An 18,616-nucleotide genomic window follows, 5' to 3' on the forward strand; every position below is an offset into this window, starting at 1 on the left:
CGACGAATCAAGAGAGGTGTATTGGGACGCAGCGGAGTGGCACGGCCGACGCGAAAGGCGCGAGAGCGGAGCCAAACGGCCGCCGACATCGGCGCCGGGACAACCTTTTTGCGGCATTGCCAACTACGGGCGGAGGACTTTACGAAGGTTGGCGTGCGTTTTGGAACAACGCCACCGGCAACAAGCGAACCGCAATAATCATCGGCTCAATTACGGCAGTGATACTCGTCATCACCGCCATCGCCGGGGCATCTGAGAGTCCCTACCAAGATGCATGCGAACGGGAAGCCGCGTACCTGAACCTCAAGGGTGACGACCAGGAGGCTTAAGTCAACTACTGCATCGAAGCCAAGGAGATGGGCGTGAGTTGACCGGCCGGACCCGCAGCCCGGCAAGCTGAGCGGCGTGCACTTGGGGGCCGCCGATGGACGGGACTATCGAGCTAGTCCAGTCGCCGTGGGTACTGCCATGGTTCGTGCGGATTGCTTCTCATCCACGCGTCCACATCCCCAGCGGTCAGACGCTACGGCGGGCCACCCTTACCCACCGCATACGACGGCAGGTCACCGTCTTTCACGGCGTGGCGGATCGTCCACGCAGAAACCGTCGCGCACTCCACGGCGGCTTCGCGGTCAACCAAACAGTCATTCTCCCCCAGACGGTTCCCATCCCGTTGGCTTGATCCAACCTCGATCCTGGCTACGCGGCGCACTATTGGTAGATGGAGACGATGACTTGCCCGAAGGGTTGTGGCGCCGAGGCTGAAATCCACGATCATCAATCGTTCGGCCAGACGTTCGGGGGGCGCCAGGCCAAGCCGGACCGACTGACGCTGGTCTGCCCGAACTGTGGACAGTTCATGCACAACCTGCCCGCCAACTAGCCCCCCTGCGAGGCGTTCCGTTTACGTCATCGTGCTGTCTTCAGCTCAAGTTTGAGCGTGGTAAGGGCCTGGCGCAGTCGCTTAACGTCTTCGGCGTCATCACTGACCTGCCATGTAGGTTCATCGCCGATTACCTCGATTGGACCTGCTTCATTCAGATTGAAGCGAAACGCATCCCAGGCGCGGGTGAGGGCGTCGAATGCTCTGGTCACGCCTACTGGTGCAACTAACTCGAGGCGAGCACGCACGAGGAGACGATCCGGTGCCTCAGGCAGCTTGCGATTCGATCGGTATACCGGATCTTCGACCAGGTCGTCGACCGTTTCCTCGACGATTTGCGCGAAGGTCATCGCATCCAAGTAGGCAGCGTGCCGACGCTCTTCGACGCGCACCCGCGCTTCACGTTTCGACGTCAATATGCCTTGAATAATTGGTACAGCCAACGTGCCGAACAGAGCTGTCACGAGGCTAATGATTGCGATCGTGGTAGCGGCGCCTGTGGCCGGAGCGGCTTCGGTGGCTGCAGCTAGCAAATTGTGCTCCTTGGACGTGCATCTGAGATGTCCCTTTACCGTCAGCACACTAAACAATGACCGGGCGACCATCCGAACCTTCTCCGACGAGGAAGCCGCCTTGCTTCTGCGCGGCTCCGCAGCCCGTTCTGACCTGGAGTGGCTTCACCGCCACCTCCGCGGCGGCTCAACCACGCGATTCTCCGGGTTCAGAGCGGGCCGAACGGTGGCAGATGACCCAGGAAGACATCCAGGGCGCCATCACGCTGCAGCGACCGGTGGCCGAGGCGCCGTCGACATTCGCTGTGTCACGCGTCGCCCACAACACCGGGCCTCTACGACTGTCCAGCCTTACCCGGACTAGTCGCCGAAGGCTCAACGATCAGCGGCTCGTAAGCACGCGACATCATCCACCTATCGACGTCGACTGCGGTGAGCCTGTAGGACGGCCCGCCTTGCCGACCGGGTACGCGGGGAGGTCACCGTTCGGAACCGCCCTCCACGAATCATGCGGAGTGACTGTTTCGTGTACTCAGCTGCATCCTGAGCGGGTCAAACCACGTCGTCACCGAAGCGCTAAGGGTTCGGCCGCCGCCTCCCTCCGATGAGGTGACGGGCCGAAGGGGAGCAGAGTGTCGCGTTTCAAACGCGACCCTTGACCCGGGTCAACGTTCAACCCGGCGCACGTGGGGTAAACGCATCAGCTCCGGCCCCCTCTCAGGCGTTCCGTATGGCGATAGACAGTGCATCACGAAGGTCTTCCGCAGCCGCAACGCTGAGCCACGCCTCGCCGCCAATGTCCTCTTCGGCGCTTTCTACGCCCACGAGGATGGGTTTGTCGTGACCGTCCTGGAGGGACGTCCATACGAAGGCGCGCCGTCGAGGACGGTCGCACACGTCTGTGCCGTCGACTCCGCCGGTCCAGGTGTGTTCTCGGCGGTTGCGTCGATCGTTCGTGCACCACGAGAGGGCGCGAGTCGGCTTGCTCACCGAGTCACCTACGCATCGGCCTCAGCGGCGGCTTCCAGGAGCGCCGCAGCGCGTTCGCGGGCCTGGTCCGAGTTGGTCACATACCCGGCGATGTGGATGTCCGGGCCTTCGCCGAGCACGTCGCCGTTGTCGAAGGTGCCGTCGGCGAGATGCGTCGTGAAGACGCGCACGTCGATATTGCTATCGGTGATGGTGCGCCGGGGGCCTTCAATCAGGCGCCACAGGATTGGATCTGAATTGCACTTCTCCCAATCGCTGACCGGGGTGGCTCCGGCTGGCATGGGGACTTCTAATGGGTGAACTGTGCGTTGATTTCTCACGGAGGCACTTTCCCTGTGACTGATACTGAAACCCCTGGCAGAGGGTGAAGGTCATCGAGGGCGGTTCCCTGGCAGGGCAGCCGCCTTCAATTTTGAGCGTGACGCGTCGTCACCCTCAAGTGAAAATCTGAGTTCGGGAATCCGCGGACCCGTCATCTGGGCGGAAAGCAGAATCCCCGCGCTCGACGCTGGACACGCGAGGCGGGGTGCTGGACCTCGTGGACCGTGTGGTGGGCGAATGAGGCGAGCTACCTTCCGTGTAGCCGGTAGCTCTGCACTGTCTTAGCCCATATCTGGCCCATTTGGAATGTTCTTGCCCGGGTTTACCGGGTCTGAGCTGTGGCGGTATTGGTGCGCGATACTGGGATTGAACCAGTGACCTCTTCCGTGTCAGGGAAGCGCTCTCCCGCTGAGCTAATCGCGCGGGTACATCCTTGGAGGTGGAGACGGGAATCGAACCCGTGTGCACGGCTTTGCAGGCCGTTGCCTCACCACTCGGCCACTCCACCGCTGGGGTTGATGCCACTGCATCCTCGAGCGGATGACGGGATTCGAACCCGCGACCCTCACCTTGGCAAGGTGATGCGCTACCAACTGCGCTACATCCGCGCGCCACGGGCGAGATCGTCGCCCGTCGCGAAGCAGAACGATAGTCCACGCAGTTGGGCAGACACAAATCACTTGCTCGCCTGGCGTGCCGCTGCTCGAAACGGCTGACGAGGGCGATGGGGAAGGCGAAGGACGGCCATTCCGGCAGCGACTGTGGTCAGCCGACTCGGCCGATGTTGCCGGAGGATCCTGAGCGGGTCGGCCTCCGGATTCTCGGCAGCACGCCGCCGCGTGTTAATCTTCTGCCTCGTTCGATTCGTCGAATATCCCGGTCTCGTAGCTCAGTGGGAGAGCGTCCGCCTCACACGCGGAAGGTCGCTGGTTCGAACCCAGCCGGGACCACCACAAGCAATCGCAGGTCAGTGGTCAAATCGGCCCCCTCTTACGGCATGGCAGAAGCCGCTGTCGCCTCATGATGGGGCTAAACGTGTGGGACCAAGCCGTCGGCCACGGTCATTGCCGATCGCGGTTCGCGCAAACGTGCCGGTTGCGCGGGCGGCAAATAGTAGGCGACAGAGCCGGTTTCATGACCTCGGCACGTCGGGCCGACTCGGCGCCATTGTTCGTGGCTGGAAACCCCTGCCCGATGAAGGGTCAATACTTACGCAATCCTTGCCGCTTCGTTTCGCGTGATACATCAACGTATCTGCCCGACGCAGGAGGGTCTCCGCGTCACACCACGCGTGTTCCGTCACGACGCCCACGCTGACCGAAAGTCGGTCATAGGTGTCTCCAGTGCTGAGCGTGATAGGTCGGCGTAGATCGACTCGAAGCTGTTGTGCGATAACTTCTAACCGCTCAATATCGAATGTCGCAGGACACAGCACCGCAAACTCGTCGCCGCCCAGCCTGGCCGCGGTGTCAGTCGGTTCGATTGCCGCCTCCACCCGAGCTGACACTTCTAAGAGCACTTCGTCGCCTTCGGCATGTCCCCAGGTGTCATTGACTGCTTTGAAGCCATCGAGGTCGAGGAAGATCAAGCCCACGCCACCCGAAACTCCTTCGCGTACTTGCGCCAGGGCGTGCTCTACCCGTTCGGTGAATAGTGCGCGATTGGCCAGTCCGGTCAGAGAGTCATGGGTGGCGAGATGATCTGCCCGATCGCGTGCTTGTTCGAGTTGCGCGATCAGTCGTGCACGCGAGTCGCGGTAGAGCGACAGCGTCAGCACAACAAGAGTCAGGCTGCAGACCATCCCTTGTGCCAGCAGCGCCCGCGTTTGAACATCATCGGCGACGAACCCCCTATTTGACAGCGTCGCGTATACGATCCACGCGCCTGCAATCAGGAGGAACACGGTGCTTACCGTCGTGGTGTACCGCAGCGCTACCCACATGGCAGGCACCAACGATATGAAAGCTATCGGAAGTCCGGCATTCAACCAGAACGTCCAGAAGAACACAGCCGCCAGCCCACTGCCCACAAGTAGTGCCTCGCCGGCCGATGCCAGGTTGTAGCGTCTCGGGCGGGTGGGCTCGTTGCGCAAACTCAACCAAATGGACAGTCCGAGAAGCGCTGTCGCCCCATTGCGTACCGCGAAGAGACCGAACGTCTCCCACACCGGCGCATCGAGAACGAGTGTGAAGTACCCCGTCGCCAGCACCGCGGCCGAACAGGTGCCAGCTGCTACGGCAACGACGAGACGGGCGAAGTCGGCGGGGTCGCGAAGCGCGACCTTGCCCCGGCCAAGAGCCAATATCTCGACGGTGACAACCGACAAGACAACGTTGACAAGGACGAACCACAAGCTCAGAGGTGTTGACGCGCCGGTTGCCAAATTGGTCGCGAACGCAACGCCAGCCAGAAGGGCGATATTCATTACCCGTTCCCACCTGCCGCATTGCCTCGCCGATAGCAACCAGATGACCCCGACCGCCGCCGCCGGCCACAACAGCGCGACCTCGCCGCCACCCAGCCGCGTCGCCCGCCCAGCTACTACAGACAGGGCATAGACGAGCGGAAATACGACGAAAAGGGTTGCAGAGCGCATTCAGTGGCTCACCCCCACCCCAGACTCAAGCGGCAGCATCAGGATGCAGCCCCTGTCGAGCTCGCGAAGGAAAAATGACCCTCCCGTTATATAGAAGTGCTTATGCAGCGCCTTCGCCGGCCGCCACCCCGTAATCTTTGGCATCCGCGTTGCGTCAAGAGTGCAGCCTTCGCATAGCTGAAACGATTGCGCTCATAGTGGCGCCTGACTATCGCCCCTGGCACTTCTTCTGGTGCACGTTCTTGCTGCTAGGGCCCCTCGGAGTCGCGCTTGGGCTGGTCGCTCCGTCGCGACCTGACGCGGGCGACAGTGACTAGGTATTGGTGAAGGTATCGCTGAGAGCCGGGCGGAAGTGAGCAACGCAAGACGAACCCATGCCTATTGGGGGAGATTCCGACTCCCAGCCCTCGCCGCGAATGAGTCGAGCGCACTGAGCACTTCGGGCGCACGCCAAGCTCTATTGCGTGCGTGGTCGATGAACTCGACGATTATCCCTGCCTCTGCTAATGGGTCGATGTATCGGCGCGCGTGGCCAGTTCTGATGTCCAGCTCGCGTTGGAGGAAGCGCGTTCAAGACCGGGTACTTGATGAGCAAGTCTGCGACGCGATGCACCGCTGAGTCGCGGCGGGCGGCGATTCTTGAGTTCCGCTCGTCGCGAACGGATCTGAGTTCCGCGGCGAGCTGACGGCCGTTGGCGACGGCTAGATTGTGTCGGGGATACGCGAGTGGTGCGGAGGGATATAGTCCGCGCCACGGGGCCCGAAGTTTCCGCCACCGATCCAGACTTGTTTAGTGCGCCATCTTCCCGCGGAGGCTGGGTCGTTGTCATTCGCGCCAGGCCATCGAAGCACGGACCACGCCTTCGAGACGGGCGCCGGCTTCGCAGCCCCGGGATGGGCACCGGTGGCGGCCCCCGTGATCGAGGCCTGCAGATCACGCCCGACGCGGTATTCGGCGCGACGACGGCCACGAAGGTGAGGAACCGAAAATCGCCCGGCCATGACTTTCGGGCATGATGGTGGCTGTAACTACGTAGCAACTCCGTAGATCGCTGCCAGGGTGCGAACGTCCGCGGACCGGAAAGGAATTGCGCGCATGAATCCGATGACACGCATCTTGCTCACTGTTTTCATTGCCGCCACGGTGGCCATCGGAGCCGGGGTGTACTTTTCCGCGCGGGACGGGCAGGGGGCCGCGAGCTCTCAGGCCGGGGGCGAGCCGCAGGTAGTCCGTGACAACAGCCACCGGCTCAATTCGGCGCCCGGAAGCGCAGTGACGTTCGTCGAGTTCCTGGACTTCGAGTGCGAAGGTTGCAGGGCGGCTTTCCCGGAGGTAGAGAAGCTGCGGGCCGAGTACGGCCAACGAGTCAATTTCGTCGCTCGGTATTTTCCGATGCCAGGCCACTTCAACGGTGAGCGCGCTGCACGCGCCGTCGAAGCAGCAGCCCAGCAAGGTCAGTTCGAAGCGATGTACGAGAAGATGTTCGAAACCCAGGCCGAGTGGGGTGAAAAGCAGATACCTGCCGATGATGTCTTCCGCGGATTCGCTGCCGAGCTCGGCCTTGATATGGCGGCATGGGAAGAGGCGTACAACTCCCCGGCCACGCTCGACCGAATTCGTGAGGACATAGCCGACGGCACCGCGCTCGGGGTGCAGGGCACACCTACTTTCTTCGTCAACGGCGAACAGCTACAGCTGCGGTCGTACTCCGACCTCGGTTCCGCGATCGAAAAGGCGTTGTCGGGCTGACGACGGGGCCCGCTGCCGGCAGCCTGCCCGGTGACGCACTCTCACGGGCCGGCCGCGACATCGTGAACTGGGCGCGATCGACGCCTTACGTTTGTGGCCGGTTGGGCGTGAGGAGCTGATCGACCGGGGCGAAATCGTCTGTCAAGATCGCCGCATCGTCGATCCACGCGGTGAGCTCGTCGCCGGAAAGGACGCCCCATGCCGTCGATCGCGCATCGAGCGATGACTGGACGGCCACCGGATCCACGGGACGATCGGATGCCAGGATCACGAAATTGCCGCCGTCGACTCCGGTCTGCGAGGGGATGCCGAGGTTCCTGCGCTCGCCCATGACGAGGATGTTCGCGAAAACTGTTGCCAAGGTTGCTGTTTCGGCGCGCACAAACTCCAGATCCGCGTGGTCGATGAGGTTCGCCACGTACACGCCGTCATCCGTCAACACTCGGCGGACGTCTTCCAAGGCTTCCCGCGTCGTCAGATGCCACGGCACGCTCACTCCACCGAACGCGTCGCCGACGACCACATCGCGACTCTCCGAAGGGAGCCGGCGAAGGGCAATCCTGCCGTCCTCGACCCGGACGGCGATCCCGCTGTCTGGTTCCACCCCGAATGCCTCCCGGTCGATGCTCACCACACCGGCATCGATTTCCGACACGAGACTCTGGGTGCCCGGGCGCGTCGCGGACAGATACCGGGGAAACGTCATCCCGCCGCCGCCGAGGTGATAGGCCTGCAGCGGGTCGGCGCCGGGGAATGCAGTCTCGACGGCTGAGGCGATCGCGCGCACGTAGGCGAACTGCAGTACTTCCGGGTCTTCGATGTTCACATACGAATGGCGAATGCCGTCGAGGACGAGGGTGCGTCCGCCCTCGTGGTCGGCATCCGCAACGACCCGCACACAGTGATACTGAGTTTCGGCATCACATCCGCCCGGTGCGCTGTAGGCCGCGAGTCCCGCCAGTGCCACGGCCGCCGTGAGCCCGACCGCGTTGAGACGATTCCACGCCCGCAGCCGCCATTCGAAGACGATGCCGCTCAACACAAGTGCCAGTCCGAGTCCGACGAGGATCGCGCTGACGGGCACCCGTGCAATCAGGACGAAGCCGGTCATGACGGTGCCGATGATGGCTCCGACGGTGCCCACCCCGGACAGCGAACCCACGATGGTGCCCGTCTCGGTCAGGTCGGTCAGGCGCAGCTTGGTCACCATCGGCGTCACCGCTGACAGCAGGGCGCCAGGCAACAATATCGTGAGCGTCGCTACCAGCAACAAGGTCGGCGGCGCCCACTCCGCGGCAGCCCGCACCGCGGCCGGAGTGAAGGCGACGACCACCCCGGAGGCTCCGAGAGTCTGGCCGATGAGCCGTCGCGGATCGACCCGGTCGGAGATGCGTCCTCCCGCCCACGAGCCGAGCGCGATCGCCGACAGGGCGATCCCGATCACCAGCGTGCTGGTTTCCAACGTCAAGCCGAGATACGGCGCCAGAAGTCTCAAAGCGGTGATCTCGACAACCAGGACGGCGGCCGACGAGGTGAACACCAGAACTGCCGCCGCCGCCGCGCCGAAGCCCGCTGGGGCGGAAGTCGGGCACGGCGCGTCGTCGTCGGGGAGATCTGCGGTCACGGTCGCCATCCTCCCAACCGCCGATGATCACCGATAGAGCCGTAACGCCCATGCTGCGACGCAGCGGGCGTCAGCGGCAGCAGTTCGGGTCGAGCACAGTGCAGAGCGCGATCAGGGATTCTCTGCGCGGGCGATGATAGACATTCATCCCGCGACGTTCCGATTCGACGAGCCCGGCGCGGCGCAGCTGCGAAACATGGTGGCTGACAGTCGATTCACTCAGGCCAACGGCAATGGCGAGGTCGCAATTGCAGACTTCGCCCTCCTGTGAACTGAACAACAGCGACACCAGTTTCACCCGGACGGGATCGGCGAGCGCCTTCAATCGCAGCGCGATCTCCAGGGCGGCGTCGTCGGCGACGGGGCCGGCAGCCACCGGCGAGCAACAGACAGGTTCGGAGATGTCCATGACCGGCAGTGCCTTCGGCATTGCCTCAGTCTGCCACACATTGTTGACATATATCGAAGAGGTTGCCATTGTGGGTCGTGCCAATTCGATATACGTCGCATAGGTTCACGGAGGTTGCCATGTCCCGCGCACAACTCGCCCTCAACGTCGACAACCTCGATGAGGCCATCGCGTTCTATTCGAAACTGTTCGACGTCGTCCCTGCGAAGATCAAGCCGGGCTACGCGAACTTCGCGGTGGCCGAGCCGCCGTTGAAGCTGGTTCTCATCGAAAACCCCGGTCACGGCGGCACTCTCAATCATCTCGGCATCGAGGTCGAGTCCAGCGATGCAGTCCATGCCGAGATCGCCCGCCTGACCTCCGAAGGCATGTTCACCGAAGAGGAGATCGGGACTACATGCTGCTTTGCCACCCAGGACAAGGTGTGGGTCACCGGCCCCGCGGGGGAGAAGTGGGAGGTCTACACCGTCCTGGGTGACTCGGACACGTTCGGAGGCGGGCCGACCGCCCTGCAGGACGACGCCTCCGACGGACCCTGCTGTACGTCGGCGGTCGACGCCCCGCCCAGCGCCACGCGATGAGCCGGTCGGCAGGTCTGGGCACCGACACCGCTGTCGTCGGAAAGCTCTCGACGCTCGACCGGTTCCTGCCGGTGTGGATAGGCCTCGCGATGGTCGCCGGTCTGCTGCTCGGTCGGCTCGTCCCCGGCTTCGATGAGGCGCTCAACAGCGCTCAGCTGCAGGGTATTTCGATCCCGATAGCGCTCGGCCTGCTCGTGATGATGTATCCGGTGCTGGCCAAGGTGCGCTACGACCGTCTCCACACTGTCACCAGCGACCGTAAGCTCCTCGTCAGCTCGCTGGTTCTGAACTGGGTGGTCGGCCCCGCGCTGATGTTCGCCCTGGCTTGGCTGCTGATCCCCGACCTTCCGGAGTACCGAACCGGCCTCATCATCGTCGGCCTGGCCCGCTGCATCGCGATGGTGGTCATCTGGAACGACCTCGCCTGCGGTGATCGCGAGGCCGCCGCCGTCCTCGTCGCACTCAACTCTTTGTTCCAGGTCGTCATGTTCGCCGTGCTCGGCTGGTTCTACCTCGCGGTCCTGCCGCGATGGCTGGGGCTCGAGACCGCCTCGATCAGCGCTTCCCCCTGGGAGATCGCACAATCGGTGCTCATTTTCCTCGGGTTCCCGCTGCTGGCCGGGTATCTGTCGCGGCGCATAGGCGAAAAGACCAGGGGGCGTTCGTGGTACGAGACGCGGTTCCTCCCCGCGATCGGACCGTGGGCTTTGTACGGCCTGCTCTTCACGATCGTCATCCTGTTCGCCCTGCAGGGGCAGCAGATCACCGACCGCCCAATCGATGTGGTGCGTATCGCCGTGCCGCTGCTCCTCTATTTCGCCGTCATGTGGGGCGGGGGATACCTCCTGGGTGCCGCCCTCGGCCTGGGCTACCGGCGCACGACCACGCTGGCCTTCACCGCGGCCGGCAACAACTTCGAGCTCGCTATCGCGGTGGCCATCGCAACCTACGGCGCCACCTCCGGCCAGGCGCTGGCCGGGGTCGTCGGGCCGCTCATCGAGGTTCCTGTCCTGGTCGCGCTGGTGTACGTATCACTTCGTCTACGAACACGATTCGATGTCAACGCGACCGCGGATGGACGCTGACCCGTGACTGACCCTCTGCCCGCGGTGTTGTTCCTGTGCACGCACAACGCGGGGCGCTCCCAGATGGCGATGGGCTTTTTCCGCCACCTCGCCGGTGATCGGGCGATCGTCTACTCGGCAGGCTCAGAGCCCGCTTGCTGCGTCAATCCCGCCGCCGTCGCCGTCATGGCGGAGCGAGGCATCGACATCTCCGAGGCACAACCACAGCGCTGGTCCGCCGAGGTCGTCGAAGCGGTCGACGTGGTGGTCACCATGGGATGCGGGGATCAATGCCCCTACATCCCCGGCAGGCGCTACGAAGACTGGGAACTCAGCGATCCGGCCGGGCGAGGCATCGACGATGTCAGGCCCATTCGCGACGACATCGAAGAACGAGTGCGCAGACTGCTGTCCGAACTCGGGGTCACGGCGCCGCCTCGATGACCGTGCCGCGCCAGGACTGCCGCCCGAGAAGACGGGATTGCCTCTGATTACGGACGCCTCGCGTCTAGAGTCGGAACGCCGCACGTCGATCGAGCGGACGACTGCGCAGGAAACCAGGGGGGCATGTGAGTCAGTGGTTGGTTTCGCACGTCCCGTCCTGGCTGCTGCTGATACTGATCGTCACCTTCACCGCCGGTGTAGCCATCCTCATCCAGATCGTGGTGCGCCGTCGATTTCCCGGTCTACGCGGTGAGGAACACAACGACGTCACCAAGTTCGCCTTCGGCGTCGTGGGCTTCGTCTTCGCCTTCTTCATCGGTTTCGTCGTTTCGGCCATGTGGGGCCAGATCAGCCACGCAGACGACCTGGTGCGCACCGAGGGGACCGCCGGCGCCCAACTGGCCAGGGACTCCCACATTTTCGACCCGTCCGACAGGGACCGAATTCGCCAGAGCCTGCTCGAGTACGAGCAGGCGGCGATCGCCGAGTGGGACGAAGTCAACGAAGGCCGGTCCTATCCGGCGGCCGACGACGCGCTGAACCGACTGTATGCCTTCTACGAAGCGATAGAGCCGCGCACAGAGACGCAGAAGACCTTGTTGTCAACGTCATTCAGCAATTTGAACGATGTCAGCAAGAACCGCGCTGAACGCATCCTCCAAGCCCGCACCGACACGGGACCGCCGTGGTCGCTGTGGGCGGTCATCTTCGTCACCAGCGGACTCCTGCTCGGCTGCGCCATCATCTACGGCGTCGAAAAGGCCGCCAACCACTACGCCATGGTGGCCATCATCGGCACGCTCGTCGGGGCACAACTGTTTCTCGTCGTCGAACTGTCCCACCCGTACGTCGGCGCGGTCTCCACAGTTCCAGAGCCACTGCAGCAAGTCATTCGGACGCTGCAGGCCGGTCCCTAGCGCTGGGCGTCCCGCAGTCCTGCGGCAAGATCGGCCGGAACCGGCATCGGCGTCAGGAGTCCGGCGGCTACCCGGCCGCTGTTGCCTTCCGGATAGCGCCCCGTGAATGAGCCGGGCGCAGCCAGGATCAAACGAAGGACCTGGCCGACCGATTCGCGGCGGTCACGTTGCGCCAGTGCGAGTTTGAGCATCGCCGCGTGGTTGCACGTATGCAGCCAGGGGTCAGGTTGAGACACGATGTGTGCCCGCTCGAGGTGGTGCCATCGCAGGTCAGCCGACGGCGCCACGCGTGCCGCGGTCATCTCGGATTGGTAGAGGCGCTTGGCCTCTGTGTTGAGTCGCATCACATGAGCTCCGTTCGCTCCCGGCAGCAATCGCAGGCATCGCCGGCGGATGCGACGGCTGACGGGGGAGCGCAACACAGATCGCCCCGCCACGCGTTGATGCCCTCCCGTACCGCGATCACGGCGATGACCAACGCAGCGATGGGATCGGCCCACGACCATCCCAACGTCGCATTCAACAGAAGTCCGACCAACAGAACGGCGGACAGGTACGTGCACAGCAGTGTCTGTTTCGAATCGGCGACCGCCGACGACGAACCGAGCTCCGTTCCGGCGCGGCGTTGTGCCCACGACAGCACCGGCATCACCGCGAGACTCACTGCCGCCAGGGCAATCCCGATCGTCGAGGACTCGGCGACCCCGTAACCGAGCAGTGATCGCACCGAGTCGACCGTGACGAACGTGGCCAGCCCGAAGAACGAGGCGGCAATGATCTTCAGCGCGACCTTCTCGCGTGCCTGGGGATCGCGCCCGGCGAACTGCCACGCCACAGCCGCGGCCGAGGACACTTCGATGACCGAGTCCAGTCCGAAGCCGACCAGCGCCGTGGAGGAGACGCGGGCGCCTTCGGTCAGCGCGATGACCGCTTCGACGATGTTGTAGCTGATGGTGAGCGCCACGAAAAGGCGGATTCGTCTCGCCAGAAGGCGGCGCCGCTCGACTGAGACGGCTGTCCCCGAAGGCAGGCCTTGGTGGGAGGTCATCAGCAGCAACCTTGCGCACCGCTGGCCGGGCAGCAGTTCGGGTCGACGGCAAGTACCAGACCGAGCAGATCGCCCAGCGCGTGTCCTATCCGTGCGTCTGCCAGTTCATAGCGGCTGCGCCTGCCCTCGGGCACCGCGACCACGAGACCGCAGCCGCGGAGGCAGGCCAGATGATTGGACACGATCTGGCGCGACACCTGCATTTCGTCGGCGAGGTCGGACGGGTAGCGGCCGCCGCGGCGGAGGCTGAGCAGAATCGACGCCCGCGTTGCGTCCGACAGCGCGTAACCGAACCGGGCGAGCGCATCCCGCTGAACCAGCGTTTCCATGGACTCAAAGTACAGCAATATCTGAATTAAGAGAACGGTGTATCAACGGGAGTTCGCACCGACGTCGAACCGCCACCGAGTTCTCCGGGACGACAGGGCCGTCAGTGCGCGTGGTCGTGGTCCTCGTGACCGGTCAAGGGATCCGCCGCCGGAATCGGCTCGCCGACAGGCGTCGGCGAGGCCCCGGCAGGCGCGGGCACCGCCACTTCCACGCGGCGAATGGTGGCCGGGGGAGCGGCGGGTTCGGCGTCGTGACCGTGATGATCGTCGGCGTGGTTGCCCCCCGGCCCGTGCTCGCCGTGCCCGTTCTCGCCGTGGCGGAGTCCTGATGCAGCGCCGACCGTCGAAGCCAACGTGACAACGCCCACCGCGACCAGGAGGATCGCCGCACTGGCTACTGCCGGTACCGATCCTCCGCGCAGTCCGCGATACCACACCCAGCCGGCGCCCATCACGACGTAGATCTGAAGCATCAGGGTGCACAGGTCGGCGCCTGCGACGAGTTCGACCTGTCCGGCGTGCGGGCCGACGGGCGCACCCGCGGTGCGCGACAGTGCCCAAAGCGCAATGGCGCCGACGTTGAGCAGAATTCCTGCGGCGAGTACCGCAGTGGTCGTCCGGACGAGCACAATCCAGGACCACGCCAACTGGAACATCGCGACCGACAGAAAGAACACGCCCGCGGGGGCCCACTCCTGCCAGTGGGCCGGAACCACCGCAAAATGAATGACCGACGCGCCCAGCGAAGCCAGCGATGCGAGGCGGGCCGCCAGTCTGCTGTCGGTCTTCTCCACCGTCTGCTGCGCCACTCGTCCGATGATGGCAGCAGGCGGGCCGGCCAGAAACTCTGCGACACCACATCGCCACCCGACCGAGACGGCTCCGTCACCTGTGCCGTTCTTGTCGCCACCTGCACATGGTCCGCCTCAGCGCGGATCGGATTCCGATAGCGCAACCTCCGGCATATCGGGTACTGGGATACAGATTTCTGCGGAACGTGACCGGTGACGCGTGCTCCAATGACTCCGCGGGGAATGGGCAGTCGAGTCGGGATGGGGGGACCGGGTGGGGGGCCGTGTTTCTTTGTTCGCCGCCCTGGCGCGGTCCTGGCGCGAACCTGGTCGCTATGACTGGCTGATACAGCTCGTCGAGGCCAACGGGTACGGGCGGCTGACCCGGTATGGCGTCGCGATGGCATGCGTGGCAATCGGCGCGTGGCCGATCCTGCTGGCGGTGAGCCCTGAGAGAGTGCCTGACACCGCCACGCGCATCGTCACCGTCATCTGCGGCGTTCTCGCGCTGCTGTTCGGGTGTTGCTGGCTTGTCGGGTGGCCCACCCGCAGGCAGTCGACGTTCATTGTCGTCGTACTGAACACCGGCATCGCCATCTGCTGCATCGCGTACACGCTCGCTGGCCGACCCGTCACCGGCACGCTGGCCTTCGCCGTCACGGCGAGCTATGTCGCATGTGTCCACACCCTGCCCCAGTTGGTGGCCCTGTTGACCCTGGCGTCCGCGATCAACATCGTCGGAATCGTGACGGTCGGGATGGCGGGCGACCCGGCAAGCGGCTTGGCAGACGGTTTACTTCGGCTCGCATCGGTCACAGTCGTGCCGATGACCATACGGACCTTGGTGGACCTGCTCGGTGAAGCCGCGGTCGTCTCCGACATCGACCCGCTCACGGGGTTGGCCAACCGGCGTGGGTTGACACGGGCGGTCCGGCAACTGGCGGGCACCGTGCCGGCCGACGGTCCCAGCCAGGTCTGCGCGACGATGATCGACATCGACGACTTCAAATCCATCAACGACACGCGGGGGCATGCGGCCGGTGATCGTGTCCTGGTGGATCTCGCCGACACCCTGCGCGCAGTCAGCCCCGATGATTCGGTCATCGCGCGGATCGGGGGTGAGGAGTTCGCGATCGTCGCTTTCTGCGACGCCGGCGGCGCGGTGCGGGTTGCCCAAGACCTGCGGGAGGCACTTCGCGCCGAACCCGCCGGTTTCACAGCCAGTTTCGGCGTCGCGACCATCACCCTGCCGCCGCAGGCTGCGGTTGACTCCATTCGACTCACCGAACGCCTGCTCGATGTTGCCGACCACGCGATGTACCTTGCGAAACGCGCGGGTGGAGACCGGATCGAAGTCGCCGATGCGAGACAGTGACCGTCGCCGCCGATCGGCGGCACCGCAGGTGGAGCTCTGAGCCACCGTCTGCACCCCGAGGGGTACAGACGGTGGCGTCAGAGCGGTCAGAGCCCGCCGAGTGCGGCGAGGATCTGGTTGAGCAGACTGATGATCGGCGCCAGCGGACCACCGATGCCACCAGCGAGGCTGCACAGCAGCTGGCCGAGCAGGCCACCTGCGGGATCAGCGGTGATATCCAAGACCACCTGGTCGAGGTGAATGTTGAGGCCGAGCAGGTTGAGGTCGAGCGGCCCGAGAACCAGATTCAGAACCTGGCACGTCGCCTGCAGGCTCTGCACCGGCATGTCAACGGTCTGCGCGACGTCCTGGGCTGTCGTCGGTCCCTGCCCGGGATTGATCAGCTTTCCTGTGAGCTGGCCGGACACGACGGCGCCTGTCGCGGACTCTCCTTCTTTGGCGCTCTGGGCGGTGAACTGGCCGTTGAACTTCGCTCCGTTCGGCCCCGTGCCCTGTACCTGAACTGTGTTCTGTTTCCCGACTCCCGGGCGCGGTTGCGCCGAGGCGGTGCCGGCGGTGAGGCTGCCGATCAAGGCGATCAGCGTGACGCTGACCGTGAGGGCAAGCAGCCTCGATAAGCGTGACGTCATGGGGTTTCTCCTTATCCGGTTCAGGACGCAGCGTTCCGGCCCCCGACATGGACTGAAACGCCTACCCGGCGGCAGGATCGGCCTGCCTGACGTGACGTACGCCACTGCTTCCCGAGCCACGTCTTCCCTGGCGGTTGGCGGTGAAAACCAAAGGCGCACAGTAACTTCCGAAAAGGCCTCAGCGGCGACAGGCCTGCGCAGACGAGCTAATTAGCCGTTGAGAGGTTCCCAAGTGTGGGAGATCGCACTCACTCTTGGGCTATGTGCTTCTCCCGGGGGAATATGCGCGGTTGCTGAAATCGAAGTCCTCCAAACAGGCAAATTGCTTGTGCAACGATCTCGGACGGCTGGACCGTCTAGCGGGGTGGATCGCCGCGCCAACTGAAGCTGTTGACGTATTTGCCCATGTCCAGCGCCAGCTGAAGATTGGCGGCGGAGGGCTTGCCGGACCCGAAATCCGGTCCGAAGGCGCGGTATGGGCCGACAGCCCCCGCGATCAGCGCGAGGTCGTTCTTGACGGCCACCATCACGATGATGCGCATTCGCGTTGAACTGCTCATCGCACCCTGCGGCCAGACGTCGGCCGCCAAACCGTAGCCGGGCTGATAGCCGACCATGGTGTTCGGTATCTCATAGGCCGTCTTGGTGTCGGGGTAGGTCTGGTTCAGCAGCGCGTAGGCGATCTCCTCAGCACTCCGGCCTTCGGCCGGGCGGCTGAACAACTGCATCGTGCCGCCGTCGCCCGCCTCGAGCACCGCGGTGACACCGTCTGCCCGCCTCGAAACCTTGTAGGCGGCCCCCTCGACGGGATAGGACACCGAGAACGCCCCGTCGGCCGACGTGAAGCGAGGGTTGATCTCGACGGCACGATTCATCGGCGGGCTGCCGCACTCGGGCGGGCAGACGTACTTGGCCGCAGGCGTGGAGATGAGCCCGGAGAGGCCGATGAGACCGACCGCCACCACGACGATGGTGACACCCAGAGCCAGCGCCACCGTGCGGAACGACGTCTTCGGTGGCTGGGTCGCCTCGAACGTGCCGGTCTGTGTCGAATACCCCGGCAACAGTCCGACGACGATCTGACCCGTCGCCGGCTCCTCGGAAATCCGGACGGGGCGATTATCTCTGCGCGTCTGCCGTGACCGCCGCGAGCATGCCCCCATGGCAGCTCCGCATCTGGCGCAGAACGGTGCATCGGGCACGACGTGATTGCACTCGACACACAGGATGGGTTCGCCGGTACGCACCTCGTCGTGCGCCTCGTGCAACAGGGCAAGGTGCAGACCCACCCGGAGCGCGAAGAGGGCGAGGCCGGTGAGTGTCAGATGCAACGCCAACTGGAACCACTGCGGTAAACGGACGACGTCGATCAAGCCCAGACCCGCGTAGACGGCAACCACCACGACCGCGATCAGCACAAGAGTCGCGCGAACGAATCCGCGACCCTGGTCGACCTTGTTGGCCGGGCGGGTGAACCACAACGCCGTTCCGATCAGGCCGCCCACAGCCGCGGCGGTCAGCGGCATCGCGATACCCCGGATGCCGGCCTCGACAAGTAACCCCTCCAGGGGCCGGACCCGGTTGATCATCCCGGTGGTGAACTGGGGTGCCAGGCGAGTGAGCGTTGCCGCCGCGGTGAACGTCAGGGCACCCAGCGCGCCGATGGCATAGCCGTCCAACGCTTCTCGCCGACCCCGCCAAGTGAAGCGGGCCGCCAGAGCCGGAACGAGCATCAGCAGCATGCTTCCCAACGGCACCCCGATGCCGTCGCGCAGAATGCGTCCCCCGGCGATACCGGCACCGAGGGGGACGCCGTACGCGCGGGCAACCGCGGCCCCGGTGAGCAGCACCCAGCCCACTCCCAGTATCACCCCAAGGGAGACCGTCAGCAGCAGAGTGCGCCACGGAATGTCATGGGAAACACCGGATTCACGCAAGTAGAGGGCGAAAATCAGGGGGAGGCCCAGCGAGGCGACGGCGATCAGCGCAGCCGGCATACGGCACAGGGTGGCGATCGTCAAGCAGGCCACCAGCAGGCCGAGGCCCATCAGGAACACCCTGCGTGCTCGCGGCGTCAGGTGCGGGAACAACGAACTGGTCAGCGCCGGTGTGATCAGCCGCTGGCCTGATGCCGCACTGAACGCGCGGGCGCGCAACCAGTGTGGTCCGTCTCCGCTGCGGTGTTCTGCCAAGGGCACGCCGCACAGCCCGCAGAATTCGCCTGCGGGAACGTCGGTCTCGCAGACCGGACATTCCATCGTGGCACCAGGGCTACTCATCAGTGCCATCGCTTCTTCGCGCAAGCGCTCATCAGTGCCATCGCTTCTTCGCGCAAGCGCTCATCAGTGCCATC

The 18,616-nt window shown here is 64.4% G+C and carries 18 protein-coding genes and 4 tRNA genes; 8 read left to right on the forward strand and 14 right to left on the reverse strand.

The genetic code is table 11. The annotated features are described in order from the left end of the window. Window positions 1-721 precede the first annotated feature (721 nt). Window positions 722-883, forward strand: a complete 162-nt coding sequence (locus ACAG24_RS26600) for a hypothetical protein (RefSeq protein WP_370475399.1) — start codon at window positions 722-724, stop codon at window positions 881-883. A gap of 26 nt (window positions 884-909) precedes the next feature. Here the strand turns inward: ACAG24_RS26600 and ACAG24_RS26605 are convergent, their stop codons facing one another. The 5 genes from ACAG24_RS26605 to ACAG24_RS26625 all read right to left on the reverse strand — a co-directional run bounded on the left by ACAG24_RS26605 (window position 910) and on the right by ACAG24_RS26625 (window position 3,314). Next, entirely contained in the window at window positions 910-1,347 is a 438-nt protein-coding gene (locus tag ACAG24_RS26605; RefSeq protein WP_370475400.1) for a hypothetical protein, read from the reverse strand. A gap of 1,046 nt (window positions 1,348-2,393) precedes the next feature. Next, a complete protein-coding gene (locus tag ACAG24_RS26610; protein WP_370475401.1) occupies window positions 2,394-2,666 on the reverse strand; it encodes a hypothetical protein in 273 nt (90 codons plus the stop codon). Between the two features lie 388 nt (window positions 2,667-3,054). Continuing rightward, a tRNA-Val gene (locus ACAG24_RS26615) sits at window positions 3,055-3,129 on the reverse strand. Between the two features lie 11 nt (window positions 3,130-3,140). After that, window positions 3,141-3,214: transfer RNA gene (locus ACAG24_RS26620), tRNA-Cys, on the reverse strand. 27 nt (window positions 3,215-3,241) lie between these two features. Next, a tRNA-Gly gene (locus ACAG24_RS26625) sits at window positions 3,242-3,314 on the reverse strand. Window positions 3,315-3,584: 270 nt separating this feature from the next. Here ACAG24_RS26625 and ACAG24_RS26630 point away from each other — a divergent pair. Next, window positions 3,585-3,659, forward strand: a tRNA-Val gene (locus ACAG24_RS26630). A gap of 179 nt (window positions 3,660-3,838) precedes the next feature. Here ACAG24_RS26630 and ACAG24_RS26635 read toward each other — a convergent pair. Beyond that, window positions 3,839-5,302, reverse strand: a complete 1,464-nt coding sequence (locus ACAG24_RS26635; RefSeq protein ID WP_370475402.1) for a diguanylate cyclase domain-containing protein — start codon at window positions 5,300-5,302, stop codon at window positions 3,839-3,841. Window positions 5,303-6,398: 1,096 nt separating this feature from the next. Between ACAG24_RS26635 and ACAG24_RS26640 the strand changes: the two genes are divergently transcribed. Further along, window positions 6,399-7,052 (forward strand): DsbA family protein, encoded by a 654-nt coding sequence (locus ACAG24_RS26640; RefSeq protein WP_370475403.1) that lies wholly within the window; start codon window positions 6,399-6,401, stop codon window positions 7,050-7,052. 85 nt (window positions 7,053-7,137) lie between these two features. Here the strand turns inward: ACAG24_RS26640 and ACAG24_RS26645 are convergent, their stop codons facing one another. Next, the gene (locus ACAG24_RS26645) at window positions 7,138-8,685 is read right to left on the reverse strand and encodes a fused MFS/spermidine synthase (RefSeq protein WP_370475404.1); all 1,548 of its coding nucleotides are present in this window, start codon (window positions 8,683-8,685) and stop codon (window positions 7,138-7,140) included. Window positions 8,686-8,746: 61 nt separating this feature from the next. After that, window positions 8,747-9,106, reverse strand: coding sequence for an Rv2640c family ArsR-like transcriptional regulator (locus tag ACAG24_RS26650; RefSeq protein ID WP_370475405.1), 360 nt, complete (start codon window positions 9,104-9,106; stop codon window positions 8,747-8,749). 98 nt (window positions 9,107-9,204) lie between these two features. Here ACAG24_RS26650 and ACAG24_RS26655 point away from each other — a divergent pair, with 98 nt between their 5' ends. The 4 genes from ACAG24_RS26655 to ACAG24_RS26665 all read left to right on the forward strand — a co-directional run bounded on the left by ACAG24_RS26655 (window position 9,205) and on the right by ACAG24_RS26665 (window position 12,091). Continuing rightward, the gene (locus ACAG24_RS26655; protein WP_370475406.1) at window positions 9,205-9,666 is read left to right on the forward strand and encodes an ArsI/CadI family heavy metal resistance metalloenzyme; all 462 of its coding nucleotides are present in this window, start codon (window positions 9,205-9,207) and stop codon (window positions 9,664-9,666) included. Next, window positions 9,663-10,751, forward strand: coding sequence for an ACR3 family arsenite efflux transporter (gene arsB, locus ACAG24_RS26660; RefSeq protein ID WP_445206230.1), 1,089 nt, complete (start codon window positions 9,663-9,665; stop codon window positions 10,749-10,751). The genes ACAG24_RS26655 and arsB overlap by 4 nt, the downstream gene beginning before the upstream one ends. A 3-nt stretch (window positions 10,752-10,754) precedes the next feature. Beyond that, window positions 10,755-11,174 (forward strand): arsenate reductase ArsC, encoded by a 420-nt coding sequence (locus ACAG24_RS29570; protein WP_445206231.1) that lies wholly within the window; start codon window positions 10,755-10,757, stop codon window positions 11,172-11,174. A 125-nt stretch (window positions 11,175-11,299) separates the two neighbouring features. Then, window positions 11,300-12,091 carry a bestrophin-like domain gene (locus tag ACAG24_RS26665; protein ID WP_370475407.1) on the forward strand — a complete coding sequence of 264 codons (792 nt, stop codon included), beginning with the start codon at window positions 11,300-11,302 and terminating at the stop codon, window positions 12,089-12,091. Here ACAG24_RS26665 and ACAG24_RS26670 read toward each other — a convergent pair. The 4 genes from ACAG24_RS26670 to ACAG24_RS26685 all read right to left on the reverse strand — a co-directional run bounded on the left by ACAG24_RS26670 (window position 12,088) and on the right by ACAG24_RS26685 (window position 14,277). Next, window positions 12,088-12,435 carry a DUF3703 domain-containing protein gene (locus tag ACAG24_RS26670; protein ID WP_370475408.1) on the reverse strand — a complete coding sequence of 116 codons (348 nt, stop codon included), beginning with the start codon at window positions 12,433-12,435 and terminating at the stop codon, window positions 12,088-12,090. The two genes, ACAG24_RS26665 and ACAG24_RS26670, sit on opposite strands and share 4 nt — an antisense overlap. Further along, the gene (locus ACAG24_RS26675) at window positions 12,435-13,139 is read right to left on the reverse strand and encodes a cation efflux transmembrane domain-containing protein (RefSeq protein WP_370475409.1); all 705 of its coding nucleotides are present in this window, start codon (window positions 13,137-13,139) and stop codon (window positions 12,435-12,437) included. The genes ACAG24_RS26670 and ACAG24_RS26675 overlap by 1 nt, the downstream gene beginning before the upstream one ends. Next, entirely contained in the window at window positions 13,139-13,468 is a 330-nt protein-coding gene (locus ACAG24_RS26680; protein WP_370475410.1) for an ArsR/SmtB family transcription factor, read from the reverse strand. Before ACAG24_RS26680 ends, ACAG24_RS26675 begins: the two co-directional genes overlap by 1 nt. Window positions 13,469-13,569: 101 nt before the next feature. Next, window positions 13,570-14,277 (reverse strand): hypothetical protein, encoded by a 708-nt coding sequence (locus tag ACAG24_RS26685; protein WP_370475411.1) that lies wholly within the window; start codon window positions 14,275-14,277, stop codon window positions 13,570-13,572. A gap of 256 nt (window positions 14,278-14,533) precedes the next feature. Between ACAG24_RS26685 and ACAG24_RS26690 the strand changes: the two genes are divergently transcribed. Next, the gene (locus ACAG24_RS26690; RefSeq protein WP_370475412.1) at window positions 14,534-15,634 is read left to right on the forward strand and encodes a GGDEF domain-containing protein; all 1,101 of its coding nucleotides are present in this window, start codon (window positions 14,534-14,536) and stop codon (window positions 15,632-15,634) included. A gap of 86 nt (window positions 15,635-15,720) precedes the next feature. On the opposite strand, the gene ACAG24_RS26695 is transcribed toward ACAG24_RS26690, so the two are convergent. Both ACAG24_RS26695 and ACAG24_RS26700 read right to left on the reverse strand, forming a co-directional pair. After that, window positions 15,721-16,263 (reverse strand): hypothetical protein, encoded by a 543-nt coding sequence (locus ACAG24_RS26695; protein ID WP_370475413.1) that lies wholly within the window; start codon window positions 16,261-16,263, stop codon window positions 15,721-15,723. Window positions 16,264-16,619: 356 nt separating this feature from the next. Continuing rightward, the gene (locus tag ACAG24_RS26700; RefSeq protein ID WP_370475414.1) at window positions 16,620-18,542 is read right to left on the reverse strand and encodes a DUF2339 domain-containing protein; all 1,923 of its coding nucleotides are present in this window, start codon (window positions 18,540-18,542) and stop codon (window positions 16,620-16,622) included. Window positions 18,543-18,616 lie beyond the last annotated feature (74 nt).

Origin of the sequence: Mycobacterium bulgaricum (genome assembly GCF_041287165.2) — a bacterium.
GTDB lineage: Bacteria > Actinomycetota > Actinomycetes > Mycobacteriales > Mycobacteriaceae > Mycobacterium > Mycobacterium bulgaricum.